Source organism: Flavobacterium aerium (assembly GCF_030766725.1).
Taxonomy (GTDB): Bacteria; Bacteroidota; Bacteroidia; order Flavobacteriales; family Flavobacteriaceae; genus Flavobacterium; species Flavobacterium aerium.
The window spans coordinates 1-16,979 of the sequence record NZ_JARQWR010000017.1; the positions used below are offsets into that span (position 1 = coordinate 1).

Here is a 16,979-nt window from a genome sequence, read left to right on the forward strand (position 1 = left end):
ATTCGAACATATCGGTGTATTCGAAAAATTTAGAATTCCCTAATGCATCTTGAATTTGAGTGCATAAAAAATCTTCATTATAATAGTATATACTTTCATTGCCCAAGGCATCGGTAATCACATTGTAGCCTAATTCTGGGTAATAGGCCAAACGCCCTTCTAGAACGCCTCCATCTCCCCAAGTATGAACGCATCGTCCTTGTTTATCATATTCCCAATAGAATGTTTGTCCATTGCGATCTGTTTTGGAATCCATCAAATGATTGTGATAAGTAATTGTTGTTGCTTTTTCTAATGCATCCAAAATTGCAATCAAATCTCCTTCTTCACTATAACGGTATCCAACTAATAGTTCTTTTCCTTTTTTTGTTTGTAAATACACCGCCATAATACGCTTTTGCCCATCAAGATCAAAAGTCAAAACTCTACCACAGCTGTCTGTTATTCCATGAAGTGCTGTTCCTTCATAATGTAATTGTATAGCCAAGCCTGCTACATTACTGATGCTCACTGCTACACATTTTGCATTCGTAACCGCTTCGTAGCTATACGTTAATTGTGAATTGTGGTTATAAACGGTATAATTATTCCCGATTCTTTTTAAGGTTAATCGTTCCATTCGATGGTAGAACTCTTGTTCCTCTTCTAAAAGGGGAAATCCTGCACTACGTCCATCCGGAAGCATAACTCCTATAAATCCATCGCTATGATGAATGGTTAAATCAAGGCTATAGCTAAAATGATATCCATGTCCTAATTGATGTTCATAGGAAGCATCTGAATTCCAAATACGTTCCCAGACTAATGGGATAGGTCCTGGCAACTCGAAATCGATTACTTCAGAAAACACTATTCCTTGTACTAAATCTACGGGTTCAAAACCATGTTTACATAAAAATTTACTCAATCGATTGGGTCCTTTTGCCGCTTTGTTGGCTAATTTATTTAGTTTTTTTAGCATTGAACTCAATAACTTGCCGAATTTTTTCATTAGAAAACCAAATCCCAATCCTGCTGCCATATTGATGAGTATCCCCATTAAATCTGGGACATAAGGGCCGGCAATATTCACAGGCCTACCCGTTGGAATAGGTAAACTCATACTTGTGGGTGCAAATAAGGATGGAATAGGTTTCCACCATTTTTTTCCAGGGGATAAACTCAATGGAATCCCAATATCATTGCACGTCATTTCCATATAACCTTTTGGACTAATACGACGTCCTTCCATATAGGCATCTTTACTTCCAAAAAAGTTCATGGATTCATGGCCAATTACGGGTATCATTGCAAACGGCCCCGTAAATAATGGAATGTGTATAAAGGTTATGATTCTTCCTCCGGTATCGGTAACACCTCTGGGTACACCATTTACATTGACCGAAGAACCAATAAAAGGAATATAGTCCATCGGGTCGATTACAATCCCAATGTAGGGATGTATCGGATTAAAAGGTGGTAATGTATTGAAATGTAAATCAATACCAATTACAGGGGTAAAATGATTATTTGTTAGCAACATAACCGTGTATTTTAAGATTCATTTTCTTTTTTCTCCGGTAGGCTTACTTTCAGCCTATATGCTGATTCTTATCTTTATTCTCATTTAATTCGATATAATGGTATACAGTGAACTTGTAACCCAATACTTAAGCTATTTTTGGCAAAGCTTGTAGCAATGAAAATGATAAAATGGATTTACTTTTTGGTTAATAACCAATTGTGAAAATCGATGTGATATCTATCTAAAAAACTCAATCACAGAATGTTAAACTTAATTCTTTTTTTTGATAACTTTATGTTATTGGTTGCTAATATTACTAATATTTTTAGTTCGCAGACCAAGTGTTACAGATAACAAGATACATACAGTAATATAATAAAGGCATCCCATTGACCTTACAAAGGTCTTTAATCAACCCATATCCAGTTAACATTTTTAGTATGTATATTTTGGATGTCCCAATTAGAATAGGTTTATAAAAGAAAAAGCCTTTCTTACTCTAAATGAATATTATATATAATAATTATTCAAACGTTTTTTTTTTAAATTACTTCTTTGTTAAAATAATATCTGTTGGGATTGAAAAAGCCCTATCTTTTTTTGGCTTTGATTCACCCGGTAAAACAACGGTTATTCCTCCTGGAATATTATTTAGTGTCATTCTAGCTTGATTATTGCCTAATAATTCTAATTCGATATATATTGTCTTCATTTTAATTACATCGGAAGTTGAAAATTTAATAATATTTTGGGCAATTGTCCTACCACTTTTCCTATAACCATCCAACGTACTATTGGATATTATCTCTCCATTTCCTTTTTCATAATAGTAATCAAGTTGAGGATTATCAAAAAAAACCTCTAATTTAGGAGTAAACGTTTTTTTTTGTTCGATTTTAATAATTAAATTTTCATTTCCATTTTTATATTCCCAAACACCTTCAAAAGGTTTTTCTTTTTCCATCTGTTCTGAAAATCTGTAATAGTCACCCTTTTTTAATTCGGGAATCTCTCCTTTTTTGAGGATTATTACTTTTTCTTGTCCATGTAGTATACTACTGCATAAAAACACTATTACTAAACTTATATATTTTTTCATATCTATTTTTTTATTAATTACAATTATTTACAACTATATTTAATCCTGATGTTGCTTTACTAATAGAATTCCATTGGCTAAAATCGGCATTTGCTTTCATTAATTTAAGCCCTGAGCCTTCTAATACTGTTAGTAAAGCAAATTCACGTGCTTGAATTACATTGAAAGCCAAGGACATATTTTGAAATGCATAATCATAAAGATTTTCCATTTGTTCCATAACTGTATTATTACTAAAACTTGCATTTCCAAAGTTATTAAATGTCGATGCATTATCAATCATCATGACATATGTGGTGCCATGACTGGACACGACTGTTGCGGTAAACGTCGATGTATTCTGGATATTACCGCCTTGATACAATTGATAAATGGCTTTTATATCAGCTATTGAAAATGTAGAAAAACCAGTTTTAGAATCTCCTACTACATGTGTATGCATATATCCACTAATAGGACTTGTTGGTGAAAGTTCTATTTCATGTGTATTAGAATTTCCCTCAATAGCTTCGTAACTAGTAGAAGTTCCATTTGTAGTCATTAAAAATCCTGTTTCATAATTTACGTTTAGGCTTGCTTTTAGTTCGTTCAGTTTTCCTTTGAATTCTGCATCATTTGCCTTCTTCTTCATCTCTTTACAAGGGGTCGTTGCTGCTTCCTCAGGATTATTTCCTGCTCCGCCACTGCTTCCGCCATAATTCCACCATCCAGAATTAGAAGGATTTGAATTAGGCCCTGTTAGTGGTCCATAAGCTAACCATACATCTCTAATGCCACCATTGCCAGCAGGTGAAGTACTTCCGTCTACTTTTACAGGGTCTAGTATGCCACCATCAATAGGATCATCTGGTATAAAGCCAATAACGCCTTTGTTACCTTGCTCTCTTGTATTATAAACTAATTGATGTGTGATAATACCATTTTTCACATTATACCCACTAGAGAAATTTCCTTCTAAATCAGTAATAAGAATTACTCCTGTAAAGTTTTCATCTGTACTACTCTGGTCACGTCGCATACTAAAAACACGGGCAATAATCTCATTCTCCATTTTAAATAATATTACTCTACTGTAATATTTTGGATAAGCAATTACTGCTGGAATTACCGTTATTTTTTGATCACTATTAATCAATGGTTCATGACTAATTTGGTCTTGGAATAATGTTACAAAAATCGTAGATAATGTATCCTTTGCTTCTTTTGCTTTTTTTTCAGTGTTGAAAAGTTTATTGTGATTAAGGTAAGCTTTGGCTTCTTCTAGGCTTACTGTAGTAATGGCTTTTAAATTAGTATTTTTAATTTCTTCCAGTCCATTTTCATAATGACTACAACTATAAATAAAACATAGGAATAGCAATAGGTAATAGTAAATTTTTCCGCTCATAACACTAGATCTTTATTCATATTATTAGGCAAAATAGGGAAATATTTTAAAATAGGGAAACCTTTTCAATACAAATGCACCTTATAATCAATGATTTACGGTTTTACCGTAATTTTCATGAAGCTCAGAAGCCATTTGATATGTACATTCTTGGGTTTACCAATTAAATTGCTTACTAAATAGACCTTTCTTAATTGAAGAATCGAAATTCTATCTTTTAAGACCGGTAGAAAGTATCTGAAATATAATAGCATTCAAATTGGTAATAGTTCCGATTTTAGTAAGGAGATAATATTTATATTTGATAAATTGTTGAATATGTTTCAATAACAACGTAAACCTAAACACAGATGAAAACAGTATATTTAATTTTACTATCTGCTTTTACATTAACTGCAACAGCTCAAAAAAAGGATAAACAGATCTTTAATGAATTAAAAGAAGTTAAAGAAATGAAAAGAGAAAATGAAGCGTTGGCCAATGCCCGTAAATCTAATGACCGCAAAGAATATCAAAGAGTTGTTGACAGTATAACAAGAAGCAAAACAGTTGCAGATAGTATTCGCAGGGCGAACACCAAAAAGAAACCGCTTTCAAAAGAAGCAAGAATGGCACAAGAAATTTTTGGAACAACCTCTAAAAAAGAGAAAGCTAAAGAGTAAATATTTCAGTGCCAAATAAAAAGCCGGTTATCAATAAATAACTGTATTACCTAAGAGTCCTATATTCGAAATGGAGGTTTTTTTTTCTTTTTTTTGATCTGATCAGCAAACTGTTCTTCCTCGTAATCCTCACCCTGCACTTCAGGTAACAAGCTGAACAATCCTAAATCAGAATTAAAAGAAGTGTTTTCCTGTATAAGAAACTCAAAAAGGTTTTTCGTTGGTAAATTGTCTATTGTATTGGTTTTGGATGCAGAAATGCCCCGAATTTTTAGTTCGGGTTTGTTTCCGTCGTTCCACCAATCATTAAATACGTTTGCCGACAGATTTCTGTCTAATTGTGAACCGTTCCAAACGCTACGGTTTTCGTGCTCGATGAATGTAATTCCGTAAACACGTCCATTGCCATTCCTGCGGACAACGATATTAATACCCTGTTCTACAAGTTGCTTTTTAAAATCCGTTTCGTTGCTTGTCGTATGAATGGCAAGTTCAACTGTGTTTTTCAGAACAGACCTCGCAGGGTTGGTTTTCATCTTTTCTTTGGACTGCTCAAAATGTTTTTGAAGCTGTGTTACTCTTGCATCTTTTCCGAAAAGTGATGCTTTGAAAGGATTGCTTGTCTTGTTGCCGTTTTCATCCAACGCTACATAGACCAATCCATTTATGATTTGACCGTTCCGCTCTCCTTTGACTTCCTCTGCTGTGATGTTGAACAGAGAAAGCAAAGCATTGTAACTACCCAGAGTAGAATAGCTATAATACTTTGGTAGATGCCGTACTACCAAAGCAATCTGACTTTTGATGTCGCCATTTTTATGATTTACAGGCTTAAAAATCTTATAGGCTTGTTTCTGATCCTTTTCAGTGGCTTTGTTCAGGTTGTATTTGGTTTCCAAATCTCGACAGATAGCCATTGAGCGTGGATGGTCGTAATCATCGGGGATTTTCTTTCCGTCAATTCTCACGCAGGTCGAAACGATGTGGATATGTGTGCGGTCAATGTCCGTATGTTTGAAAACGATATACGGCTGATTGCCGTAGCCCATACGCTCCATATATTCCTGAGCCATTTCGCTAAATTGTTCATCGCTGACCTTATCCGCAGGATCTGGGTTCAGCGATATATGCCGAACCATCTTTTCTGTTTTGATATTGGCAGACAGATAAGGTTCAAAACACTGATTGAAATACGAAACGGAATACCTGCCGTTCACTGTGTCGGGTATTTTGTTCAAGAGCAGAACTGCTCCGTTTTCCTTTTCCACTTTCTGCTGATTGTACAAAATAGCACCGTACATATTACTTCCCTTTCCGATTTTTGCAATCATTTCCTTACTCTTTGTTTAGATGCTTTTTCTCAAATTCTTCGGTAAGAATTAAAACCTTAAGTAATAATTCTTTCATTTCTGTGGTATCCTTTTCCAATTTGTAGAGGTATGCAGATGCTTTTTTCTCAGAAAAATTGGCGTTCAAAAGCTTTACAAGCTGATTGTAATTGGTTGCAATTCCTCGAAACTGTCCAAAAAATTTGGTCAATCCTGCGTGGTACTCAATTGCATCCATATCAATTTTTACGGTCTTTACTGTCTTTTGAAAGATACAGGCTGTAATAAAATGTGCTGTAATCTTCATTCCCGACTGGTCAAAAAGAGCAAGGAACTTGGCATTGTCCTCATCATTCAGGTTAAAGGAATACCGATGTACCGCAGGGTCAATCTTCGGTTTTCTCCCTGTCTTTTTAATCTGTTTTCTGTTTTTCTCTTCCATAATAAATCCATTTTAATTTTAAACAAACGGGCGACTTCGGAGCCGTTTTCAGCCCCTTGCAAGGGCAAGTGCTTTTGAGGTGCCGAAATTCATTTCGAGTACCTCAAAAGATAACTTGCTCTGAACAGGAGTTCAGAAAATCCGTTTTGCAAACGGATTGGAGTTAGCAGAAAAAAACCATCGCTTCCGATTACAAATTTCGATAAGACTATTTGAATAACAACCACTTACAATTACGCCAAATAAAGCCAATGGACGCCAAATAGTGCCACCTCTATACGTATTGGGACTGCTTTTATTTTCTTTGTATATGGTTAGCTGTCTGATTGTTTATATCCTTAACTATGTAACCAATCAGCATAAATCCTGACAGCAAATCTGCGTGATTGAATGCGGACTAATTACATTTTTTTGAGTTAATGAACTAGCCAGTTCAGTGTATGCAGGTATGTAGGTAAATAGTTGGTTACATAGATGCAACAGTATGTACAGCTGATTGCTTAGTTAACCAAACAGCTAATTGGATATAATATTAAAAATAAGAGATATGATACACGAAGAAAACAAAAATATGCAACCCGAAAAAGAGGATTTCTCTATTGAAAATTTCCTAACTGATGAAAAGAAACAACCTTTGACGGAACAACAGGCAGTAACACATCGGGCAGATTTCGTCAAACCCGAAGTAGACGAGGAAGCACTGATGAACATAATTGCAGGGGAAGAACCCGAGGAAACTGAAATGCAACAACCCAAACCGCCTGTAAGAAATACCCCAAAAACGACCTCCAAGCCAAAGAAGCTGACCAAAGAGGACTACTGCGGACAGTTTTTTAAAATCCCGACCACAACGGCAAGCAAAGGAAAATCTGTCTATGTTCGGCAGGAACACCACGATAGGTTTAACAGGCTTACCAACGTTATGGGCATTGACAAGCTGACGATTTATGCATATCTCGACAACATTATCGAATATCACTTTCAGGAGTTCGGGGAATTGATTAGCGAAATCTACAACGATAAGCACAAACCGTTATTTTGATTGTTGTGCGGTATCGGGTTTGGTGCGTTGCTACCTCTTAAAACTATTTTTCAAAACAAAAAAACAGAAAAAAAAGAAAGCCATTTTAACAAGGCGGACAGGCGAAAAAACCAAAAGGAAACGGAATAAGTCCCGAAGGGTGGCAGGGCAACAAAAAAAACTCGGCGAAGCCACCTTAATTTTGTCCTGCCATTATGCCGTAGTCTTTTGGTTGGGTGGTGTGGTGGCTGTCCGCCTTATCTTTGCTATCTTTTGTTCTTTTTTTAATCCCATTCCAATCAATGAAAGGTTACTAAAAACACGTATGGGATAAGTATTGGGTGTTTTTGGTATGCTTTCCCTTATCCGTACAAAACTTTTTAAATGTGAAGAGGCTTTGCGAGGAAAATTTAAAGTGTTTTGAGGATTGCTTTCCATTTATATTGTGCCAACACAAGCCAAATACTGCCAAATACTACCAAAGCAAGACAACACATTTACCTGTGTTCTATATTGGGAAAAATTTTGAACCTATGGCACAAAAAGTAACAACCGACAAGGAGCAGAAAGAAAAAGAACAAATCAAGAAAAAAGAGAGTAGCTCCCTGATACAGGTTGATAAGCAGGGCGACCCGATTTCCAATTTTATCGCCAATTTCAAACGCCAGTTCAGGGAAGCAAAAGGTTTACTAAATTGGGGCAAGCTGTTCGGGAGCAATCGTACTGAACCGCCAAAACTACCTACCGAACCCGAAAGCGTGATAGGTGCATCAAAAACGGTTATCCGTACGGATTACAAAAACGCTGACAACAATCAAGCTATACAAGTCAATAAAAAGCCTGCTTTGAGAATGGGCAACACAATCAAAGCGCAACAGGCTCGCACGAAAAACAACAATCCAAAGTTAGGATTATAGTCGAGTATTTGGCATCCGCACGCCAAATACCGCCACTGAACGCAACATTACAATAACCTATGTGAATAGCTTTTATTTTCGAAGTTTAAATGATGTGGATATGGAAATAACGGTTTTAGACATTCAGATTTTAAAGGCACTGCATAGGGAAGTAAAAGAAGTTTCTCTATTGATTAAGGAAATCACTGCACCCTACAAAGCGTTGCAACAGGCAACGAAATGGCTAGATCAGCAGGAAGCCTGCCAGTTGCTGAACATCAGTAAACGGACATTGCAGACATACAGGGTAAAAGGTATTCTTGGGGCAACGCAAATCAATCGGAAGACTTATTTCAGATTATCCGATGTGGAATTATTGATGCAGGGAGAGCGACCATTAAAAAAGCAAAAGAAATGAAACAGATTGGAAATTCAAACGAGGATATGCTTGCCCTGCTCGAAGCTGTGCTAGGTATCAAAAATGAACTGCTGTATATCAGGGAATATTTCCACCCACTTTTAAAAGGGGAAATCTACCTGTCAGGCGAACAGGTTTGCAAGATGCTTCACATCAGCAAACGGACGTTACAACAGTACAGAGATGACGGACTGATACCGTTTATCAAGCTCGAACGGAAAATCTTGTTTCGTGAAAGCGATATTGTAAAGGTATTGGAAGGTAACTACCAACGCTAGCTACTTTTGGGAAGTAAATCAAAAAGCAAATGGTGTATTGTAAATTCTGTATTCAGACGTAAATGCAGACTGTCAAAAGTAAATGGATTTTCTTCTATTGACTTATCCTTCGTACTAATTAAATCGCCCTCTGGAGAAATCAGAAATTTATCACTTAACTTTTTCAGAATTGCAGTTTTTATGTTATTACTGTCACCATCTATAATAAAACCAATCATTCCGCCAAAGGTTAGATTTTGAGCATATTTTCCATTGAAATAGCGTAAAACTCCACCATCGAAGATATTTTCATTGTTAGCGTTTTTTTTATAGGTATTATAGCAAACATACTTATCTACCAAATCTTTACTACCATCTAAATTTTTGCATTCAAAATAGAAGTCTTGATTTTTCCAATATGTATTATGAATGGTAATGTCATAATTACCTTCTACATCCTCATCATTAGTTTCTTCTCCCTTCACAGAAAAATTAAGACCAAATTCTCTGTTCGCTTTCAATTTGAGGCGTACAAATTTTGCTATTTCCCGTTCAGTCCTTGGATATTGCTTTTTCTTTTCTTCTTCAATTTTAGACTTTAGTTCAACACTATCATAATTCTTATAGAAGTCAAGCAAATAATAAAACACCCACTTTTTCCAAAACTCATCATCTAAAGTCTTTAGTTGACGAGTATCGAATGGTAATGGTGCTGGTTTCTTAATCCTAATGTATTCCCTCTCCATTCACATTAGGTATTAAGCGTTTTAAAATATCCTTCCCATCTTCAAAGGCTTTCGTTTCCGTCCAGTTTCTGTTTATATCTTCTTTAATGATGAACACACAGTCTTTCCCGAAAATTTTTTCCTGACTTGCTAAAAAGTTTGCACTAGGGTTTTGCTCAAAAATTTCATTAAGCAAATATTTCTTTGCTTTAGTAGAAATAGGACTATTGGAGTTATTATTAAAGGATATTTTTACAACGATTAAATTGAAATCTGTAGGGGTTTCTTCAATGGTTATTGAGCTTTCAAAATAAAATCCTACTATTTCCTTTAAAGTATTCTTATATCCGTCTAAAGCATTTCTCTTTCTTCCAATTCTTGATTTTGGAAGAAAATAATCATTAACTCTCTGCTTTTCCCAATATGACAGATCGAACAAATCATAAATCAACTCATTCAATTTCTTTTCTTTTTTGATATATTCACACTGTCCTTCCGACAAACCTTTACTTATATCTGATATTTGTTTTACTATATCTTCATTTAGTTCTCGCGGTACAGGAATATTCAAGATTGCATCATATCCTATCTTCGTATAAGATCCGTCAACCCTTTTTCTAAAAGACAGGTCAATCACATAATTAATAAGATGTGAATTGATTAATGCTGTATATAGATAGATGTTTTCATTTTTTTTTGGAAAAATGGAATATACATCAAAATTGTAGAATATTTTATTTAAACTAACAGTAGCTTTCAATTCTTTTCCTGTCCTATTGATAAGGATTTTTGGAAGGGCATAAATATTACTATTTCTTGTTCTCTGAAAATTAGAAATATCTCCCAAGTACATTCTGGGGCTATTATTATACCCAAATCTATATAGATCCCCAGGCTCTAATAACGGAGTAGGAAATTGTTTAATATATGATGTGTTTGTATATTTTTGTTTGAATTTATTGGAATAGGTTGTTCTTTGTTCTTTAGTTAGTTTTTTGTATTCACTATCCGAAATGTTGAACTCTGATAATATTTGTTCTTTACCTACGATTTGAAGTCCATTATTTATTTTGCTTTTAGAACCTTCAAGAGTGATAATACGATTATCTAAAATATCATTTTGAAAATGAGTTTTATTTACAAAATCCAAATCAAATTGATTTCCTACCAAAAAATTTCTTAGTCTTATTTGTTTGTTTTTAAGTTCGCTTTGAACAATTTCAATTGCTTTGTCTTCCTGAATTATAAGTAATTCAAAGGGTTTTTCTGAAAACAGCCCCAAATCCACAGGATAATAATCAATAATACTATCTTCCAGATTATTTGTAAAAATAATAGCTACAACGCTCTCTTTCGCCTTTTCAAACAAAATCTTCTTTACCCTTGACAGCTCATAAATTTTTTCAATTCCATAGTGGGAATAAAAATACTCTTGAAAAACCTCAGAATAATCATTGTAAAAATTAGAGCTGTTTGAAACAAATCCAAATCTTGTATTCTCATTGCTCCAGTCTTTGATTTTCAAAAAAAAGCATTGAGATATTTGAGATTTGCCTACGATGTTCTTTGCCACTTTTTTAGTATCATCAGAAATAGCAACCTGATAAGAATTCAGAAAAGATATTTCATTCTTAAACTCCTCTTTATTAGGTATTTCAAAAAATGGCGGGTTTCCAACTATATACGAAAACACCTTGTCTTCAAAAGGTTTGTCTGAGGTTTTAAGCGTATTAGCGTGTTTTATATTCTGAAAAAACGAATACTCTGAAAAAAGGTTAATTTTTTTGCTCTCTTTTAGTTCCTTTGCTATAAATTCTTTGATATCTGAAGGATTAATCCCAATAAAAATCTGTAATGAAAGAGAGAACAATGTAAATCGCTGAGCTGTTAATTCTTTTTCTATTCCAAATATATTTTCAGACAAAAGTTGTGTTCGATACTTTATCTTTTCAATACTATCTTTCGGCTCTAAATTCTGCTTTTGAGCTATTTCTAAAAGCCTTTGATATCCTGTAATCAAGAACATCCCCGAACCACTCGAAGGGTCTAAAATCGAACCTATTTTATCTTCTTTTATTACATCATCTACAATTAATTGTGCTAATTTTTTTGGAGTATAGAATATACCGTTATCTTTCTGTTTTTCAGACAAAAAGACTTCGTAAATGTAACTTATAAACTCAACAGGTAAAACATCAAACCTAAAATCAAACAACCTTAACTGACCTGTATTTACGTTGTGATTAAAAGAGCTTGCTATCAGTGTACGTACCTCACTCGTCAAATACTTATCATCAATCGTTGGCTGGTCAAAAAGTGCATTGTTAAATATTTCGTGAATGATTTTATACAGCTTGTTGATGTCTGTATTAGAATTGTTTTCTAGTAACTTTTCGTAATTAAGTTTATCATCATTAAAATAATGACTAAAAAAATACGAGTTAATAATATGATTGTCCTCTAAGTATTTAATGTACAGTGTTCTATCAATTAATGCCTGAACTACTTCATTTCTCTTACTATCATCAGAAATTAATTGGGTTAAAAGATAGCTTAATTGCTCTTTTAATGCCTTCAAAGTAGCAACTAATTCTTTATCAATTCCTTTATACTTCGCTTTATCAATAAACGAATGATAATTTAGCCAAAACACTCCACTATCAAACTGCCAGTGCCTGATTTTTTCAATCGTATCTAAATCTTTTTCAGTAGGTGAAAAGACCTCTAAAACACTATCGTTATTTGAAACTTTAGGAGAATATTTTGCATACAACATTCTTACTTCATCAGCATCATTAGGATAGTAGAAAATTATATCAGCATCATTCTTATTCCAAACATATTTTCTAAACTGTTCGAGTTCTGTGGGTTCTAACGAAGAAGTAATAAGGTAAAAAGAGGTATTGGTGTTATTAGGACTTTTATAAAAAAAAACTGAACTTTTAAGTTTTTTAGATAAAGTAGCTTCTTTCTCAATATCAATAGCCTTTGGCTTCAAATCTACATTGAAGTCAAAACCTAAATTAGAAAAAAAACTCACATAAGTCATTGATTATCTTATTATTATAATTAAAAAACACAAAATATACCGAGGGTAAAGTTACAGAAAATTTTTCATAAAGTTGTTATATCATACTGTTTAAATGGTATTTAAACGCTATTTAAACAGTATGAGAAATCTAACAGTAAAATATGAAAGTTATAGTTGAGATACAAAAGACTGTTCCAATCCTTTAAATTTATGTGATACCTTTTGCATATCCTTACCAACTTTCTCGTTGAGAATTTTGGCATAAATCTGTGTGGTGGCAATGTTTTTATGTCCTAACATTTTGCTTAAACTTTCGAGCGGAACACCTTCGCTTAAAAATAACGTGGCAAAGGTATGACGTGCTAAATGAAAGGTTACTTTCTTTTCTTTAAGGCAATCGATTTGTTGGGATATCCGCTTTAGGCTGTCATTACAAATTGTATTTGATGGTACGGGAAATACCTTTCCGTCCTTTGAGAACCCTGCATATTTCTCAATAATCATTTTCGGAATATCCAAGAGCATAACGTTTGATGATGTTGCCGTTTTCTTTCTGCGTACAATAATCCACTGGTTGCCATCAAAGAAATCCTGAATATTACTGTTTCTAAGCCCTTTCATATCGGAATAGGAAAGCCCTGTAAAGCAACTGAAAACAAACAAATCTTTAACCAATTCATCTTTCTTTTTCTCGCAGTTGAACGTTACAAGATGTTCTAACTCATTTCGTAGCAGATAACCTCTGTCTTTGTCCTTTTTGGTATTCTTGTATTCGCTGAACGGATTGAAAGCAAGATGCTTTCTGCTCATTGCCAGTCGGCAAAGCGTGGTAAATCCAATCATATACAGCCAAATAGTGTTATGGGTCAAGCTTTGGTCGTCACGCAGGTAATAATTAAATTCCTGCACAAAATCAGGTGTAAGGTCATTGAATGATAAATCAGAGTAACCGTATTTTGTCAGTGCAAAATTTCGAAGGTGCTTTAAAAGTGTTCTGTACTTACTGCGTGTGCCATTTACCCGAAGCCCACTTTTTACTTTTTTCTCATAATCGGAAAGGAACTGTTCATAGAACTTGAAAAAAGTCAGTTCTCCGCTTTCCATACCGAGAAAGTCATTTTTAAGTTTTGCACTGTTTACAGCTCCCTCGTTCTTCAGAATTTTGGAATAGCATTCCTCGATACCCAAACGGATTTTATCAAGCTTGCCGTTTACCTCTTGGGCTTCTCGGCTCTTGCCCAAAACCCTGCCGTACTTCAAATCCCAAGTTGTTGCGGAAATATCCAACTTGGTACTGAATGCAGACTGCTTGCCGTTTACGGTAATCCTGCACATGACCGTAACCTTTCCGTTTTTCTTCGGGGCATTCTTTTTAAGGTAAAACAATACCTTAAACGTTGATTTTTTTGTCGTTTCCATACTCACAATTCTTAATGATAAAATTAAACTTATGTGAGCTACGGAACAATATGAAAAACTATGCAGAAAGCTGAAATACAATACTTTAAATATATTGGTTTCTATTTTAAAAAGTAACGTTTTAGTAACCTTACTTTTGCCAAACCTCGCTTTTTACTGCTTTTTACCTCATTACCAAAAAATCATAAAACGGCTGTAAAGTCTTTATTTACAACCGTTTTACCTGTTTTTAATCTTTGATGTATATTTACTGAAAATTTATTTTATAAAAAGGAGCGGCTAGATTATTATACTGTTTTAGATTAAATTTTATATTTGAAATATTTTCTGAGACTAGATTAGTACTGGTATTATTTCCATAATCTGTACCAACATATTCATTAATGGTTTCCTGAAGGAGTTTATAAGTTGAGTTATTGCTTGAAAAAACACTTTTTTTAAGTAATGCTCCCCTACGATGAGAATAATCTGTGGTTGGGGCTTGAAGGGAATATTCTTTAAAAACATTTCCAGTATTTGGATCAGCCATAAACATAAAGGTATACTCTGTTTTTCCTTGTGAACCTGCTCCTTCACTGTATTCTGTTACATTAGTATAACCAGCAGAGTAGGAGCTCCCATTTGTTAAAGGAAATATTGGATTGGCATTAATTATATTAGCATAAATATACTGTACATTATTTGGATTTACGATAATTTGCATAAGTTTTGAATAGGCCATAAAGACGGGTAAATTCATTCCTAATCCACTGGATTTAGTAGGATTATCAAATTGATTGTACTCGTATCTTTTTTTGGTAAGGGTAGTTTGATCAGTATTTTTATTAATGATTCTTTTCACTCTTAATCCACCTGCTAAAGCACCATTTTCATCTTCGGGTTTTAATTTATGACCATTGATTGAAAAATTAATATGATTAATAGGATTACCTGCTATACCAATTCCATAACCGGATACTTCGATTCTAAGAGAGGTTTGTCCGGGTGCTAAATCTATTTTCTTCTCACCATATATGCTTGTTGTTGATATGAATACATCTGTAAAATCAATATTATTGGCTTTGTAAATTCGTATTTTAGGACAATCAAATGCATTCGAATTACTACAATTATGTAATAAATTATAGGATAAAGTCAAACCACCGATATATTTTTCAGGATTTGGAATAGGGATGTTCAATTGAACTTCTCCTGGAGGTGCGGTATATGACATAAAACCATAAACAGAAACCATCTCCGGTTCAGTAGTGGTTATTAACCAGTTTTTATCGCCAATAACGCGATTCGATTCGAATTCAAACTCGGTTGTTCCACCCGTAGGGTATTTAATCTTTGTTAAAATGCAGGCTTTAGCATAGTCTGGATATACTTTTCGATTTCCTCCTTGACTGGTTACAATTGTATTATTGTCTTCGGATAAATCAGGACTATTTCCATCTACAGGAACATACTGTATGGATGGATAATAAAAGTTGTTGGGCTGCCCATTATAATATCCCCAAAAATCTTGAGAATACGATAAACGGTCGGGTAGTTGTTGTGCTGTATTATAGGTAAATTCGTATTTGTTATTCGTGAGGTTATTTTTGCTCTGAGTGACATTTTTTAGATACAGACGGTATTTTCGTTGGTCTAAATCTTCCATATTAAAACCACTAAGACCCTGTAATTGCGTTGCTACAAAATAATCATAACTCAAATTGTATTGATCGATCAAAGTATTACTGTTATCAAACAGTTTTACAGCGGTAAGGGCTACATCGTTTTTTAAATCAACACGAGCCAGATTATACTCAAAGTTAATGTATCCCAAATCATTTTTAATTTTGACAATACGGTGGGTTACATCACTATTGGAAGAAAAGGTTAAGGGTCTAGCAAAACCTGTAGGCATTTGACCTATTGAACTTTTCAAAATATTAGTTTGACTAGCTAGGCTCCAAAATTCAATGGCATTACTGCCATATTCATAAGAAACTAATTCTCCTTTGGTTGTTTCAATATCCATCAATTGCCAAGTCGTAATGAAGTCCGTGAAATTAGGATTCATAAAGGGTAATGAAAAACTAGTTCCGCCTATTTGAGACATAGTAGAGGTGGTAGAGGTATCATTGGCTTTGCGTAAACCATCTTTGGAAACACCCAGATAAAAAATAGTGCCATCTTTTACAACGGCTTTCCAACCAATAATTGTAAGACCATTTTTCACAGGAGTGAATCGAACATTATCATAAGGATGCATAATAATTTCTCCTGTATTGTTGAAGAAGAATTTACCACTATAGCCCATAAAATTATAATTGTAAATATCAGATTCTAAATCCTCATTTCCTTGACTTACAGTCTCAAGATAGCCCTTAGCTTGTGGATCATCTACTGCAGATGGATTTGATAGTAAATAATTAATATGTGCTGTATTGTACAGATAGCCCATTCCTTTGTCATCTGGGATTCCACGAGTACTACGACTGATGGCTCCTCCCGCATTTATGGCCCAACCTATACCGACACGAGAAGCAATCTCATTCACTTTTACTCCTCCTGCATGATAGGCGATTGAGACAGGAATGGAGAGTTCTTTTCCTTGTAGTGTAACCATGGGTACAGAAATATTTGGTACGCCGGTATAATAGCCTACGGGTATATCACCAAATTTACCCAATGAAGCAACATCCGGTGATGGTGGAAATATTTTTGGTAATTGTGGGGGTGTGTTGTCTTGTGCATACAGAAAAGCCTGTACAATCAAGAAAAATAAACAGATATTGTTTTTCATAATGAATCGAGTGT

The 16,979-nt window shown here is 34.4% G+C and carries 14 protein-coding genes; 5 read left to right on the forward strand and 9 right to left on the reverse strand.

Annotated elements, in window-relative coordinates:
• The 3 genes from P6733_RS17435 to P6733_RS17445 all read right to left on the reverse strand — a co-directional run.
• The coding region (locus P6733_RS17435; protein WP_306354239.1) for a DUF6531 domain-containing protein at window positions 1–1,522 on the reverse strand (1,522 nt) is incomplete at its 3' end.
• A gap of 529 nt (window positions 1,523–2,051) precedes the next feature.
• Window positions 2,052–2,603: a DUF6705 family protein gene (locus P6733_RS17440; protein WP_038699428.1), complete on the reverse strand. Its 552-nt coding sequence runs from the start codon at window positions 2,601–2,603 to the stop codon at window positions 2,052–2,054.
• A 13-nt stretch (window positions 2,604–2,616) separates the two neighbouring features.
• Entirely contained in the window at window positions 2,617–3,990 is a 1,374-nt protein-coding gene (locus P6733_RS17445; RefSeq protein WP_306354240.1) for a hypothetical protein, read from the reverse strand.
• A 350-nt stretch (window positions 3,991–4,340) separates the two neighbouring features.
• On the opposite strand from P6733_RS17445, the gene P6733_RS17450 reads away from it, so the two are divergent.
• The gene (locus P6733_RS17450) at window positions 4,341–4,652 is read left to right on the forward strand and encodes a hypothetical protein (protein WP_306354241.1); all 312 of its coding nucleotides are present in this window, start codon (window positions 4,341–4,343) and stop codon (window positions 4,650–4,652) included.
• Window positions 4,653–4,711: 59 nt separating this feature from the next.
• Here the strand turns inward: P6733_RS17450 and mobB are convergent, their stop codons facing one another.
• Both mobB and mobA read right to left on the reverse strand, forming a co-directional pair.
• The gene (gene mobB, locus P6733_RS17455; RefSeq protein ID WP_306354242.1) at window positions 4,712–5,983 is read right to left on the reverse strand and encodes a conjugal transfer protein MobB; all 1,272 of its coding nucleotides are present in this window, start codon (window positions 5,981–5,983) and stop codon (window positions 4,712–4,714) included.
• Window positions 5,984–5,987: 4 nt separating this feature from the next.
• Window positions 5,988–6,422 (reverse strand): conjugal transfer protein MobA, encoded by a 435-nt coding sequence (gene mobA, locus P6733_RS17460; protein ID WP_306354243.1) that lies wholly within the window; start codon window positions 6,420–6,422, stop codon window positions 5,988–5,990.
• 547 nt (window positions 6,423–6,969) lie between these two features.
• Here mobA and P6733_RS17465 point away from each other — a divergent pair.
• From P6733_RS17465 to P6733_RS17480, 4 genes are all read left to right on the forward strand, one after another.
• Window positions 6,970–7,464 carry a DUF3408 domain-containing protein gene (locus P6733_RS17465; RefSeq protein ID WP_306354244.1) on the forward strand — a complete coding sequence of 165 codons (495 nt, stop codon included), beginning with the start codon at window positions 6,970–6,972 and terminating at the stop codon, window positions 7,462–7,464.
• 512 nt (window positions 7,465–7,976) lie between these two features.
• Window positions 7,977–8,360: a hypothetical protein gene (locus P6733_RS17470; protein WP_306354245.1), complete on the forward strand. Its 384-nt coding sequence runs from the start codon at window positions 7,977–7,979 to the stop codon at window positions 8,358–8,360.
• A 100-nt stretch (window positions 8,361–8,460) separates the two neighbouring features.
• On the forward strand, window positions 8,461–8,757 hold the full coding sequence (locus P6733_RS17475) for a helix-turn-helix domain-containing protein (RefSeq protein WP_306354246.1): 297 nt from the start codon (window positions 8,461–8,463) through the stop codon (window positions 8,755–8,757).
• On the forward strand, window positions 8,754–9,035 hold the full coding sequence (locus P6733_RS17480) for a helix-turn-helix domain-containing protein (RefSeq protein WP_306354247.1): 282 nt from the start codon (window positions 8,754–8,756) through the stop codon (window positions 9,033–9,035). The genes P6733_RS17475 and P6733_RS17480 overlap by 4 nt, the downstream gene beginning before the upstream one ends.
• On the opposite strand, the gene P6733_RS17485 is transcribed toward P6733_RS17480, so the two are convergent.
• The 4 genes from P6733_RS17485 to P6733_RS17500 form a co-directional block, all read right to left on the reverse strand.
• Complete coding sequence (locus tag P6733_RS17485; protein ID WP_306354248.1) at window positions 9,032–9,760, reverse strand: hypothetical protein; 729 nt, start codon at window positions 9,758–9,760, stop codon at window positions 9,032–9,034. The genes P6733_RS17480 and P6733_RS17485 overlap by 4 nt on opposite strands.
• The gene (locus tag P6733_RS17490; RefSeq protein ID WP_306354249.1) at window positions 9,741–12,779 is read right to left on the reverse strand and encodes an N-6 DNA methylase; all 3,039 of its coding nucleotides are present in this window, start codon (window positions 12,777–12,779) and stop codon (window positions 9,741–9,743) included. The genes P6733_RS17485 and P6733_RS17490 overlap by 20 nt, the downstream gene beginning before the upstream one ends.
• 159 nt (window positions 12,780–12,938) lie before the next feature.
• The gene (locus P6733_RS17495; RefSeq protein WP_306354250.1) at window positions 12,939–14,189 is read right to left on the reverse strand and encodes a site-specific integrase; all 1,251 of its coding nucleotides are present in this window, start codon (window positions 14,187–14,189) and stop codon (window positions 12,939–12,941) included.
• 247 nt (window positions 14,190–14,436) lie between these two features.
• A partial coding sequence (locus tag P6733_RS17500; RefSeq protein ID WP_306354251.1) for a hypothetical protein occupies window positions 14,437–16,979 on the reverse strand: 2,543 nt, incomplete at its 5' end.

Excerpts from the sequence above, each read along its gene's own strand:
- P6733_RS17440 (WP_038699428.1), bottom strand. The coding sequence starts at position 2,603 with ATGAAAAAATATATAAGTTTAGTAATAGTGTTTTTATGCAGTAGTATA.
- P6733_RS17445 (WP_306354240.1), bottom strand. The coding sequence starts at position 3,990 with ATGAGCGGAAAAATTTACTATTACCTATTGCTATTCCTATGTTTTATT.
- P6733_RS17450 (WP_306354241.1), top strand. The coding sequence starts at position 4,341 with ATGAAAACAGTATATTTAATTTTACTATCTGCTTTTACATTAACTGCA.
- mobB (WP_306354242.1), bottom strand. The coding sequence starts at position 5,983 with ATGATTGCAAAAATCGGAAAGGGAAGTAATATGTACGGTGCTATTTTG.
- mobA (WP_306354243.1), bottom strand. The coding sequence starts at position 6,422 with ATGGAAGAGAAAAACAGAAAACAGATTAAAAAGACAGGGAGAAAACCG.
- P6733_RS17465 (WP_306354244.1), top strand. The coding sequence starts at position 6,970 with ATGATACACGAAGAAAACAAAAATATGCAACCCGAAAAAGAGGATTTC.
- P6733_RS17470 (WP_306354245.1), top strand. The coding sequence starts at position 7,977 with ATGGCACAAAAAGTAACAACCGACAAGGAGCAGAAAGAAAAAGAACAA.
- P6733_RS17475 (WP_306354246.1), top strand. The coding sequence starts at position 8,461 with ATGGAAATAACGGTTTTAGACATTCAGATTTTAAAGGCACTGCATAGG.
- P6733_RS17480 (WP_306354247.1), top strand. The coding sequence starts at position 8,754 with ATGAAACAGATTGGAAATTCAAACGAGGATATGCTTGCCCTGCTCGAA.
- P6733_RS17485 (WP_306354248.1), bottom strand. The coding sequence starts at position 9,760 with ATGGAGAGGGAATACATTAGGATTAAGAAACCAGCACCATTACCATTC.
- P6733_RS17495 (WP_306354250.1), bottom strand. The coding sequence starts at position 14,189 with ATGGAAACGACAAAAAAATCAACGTTTAAGGTATTGTTTTACCTTAAA.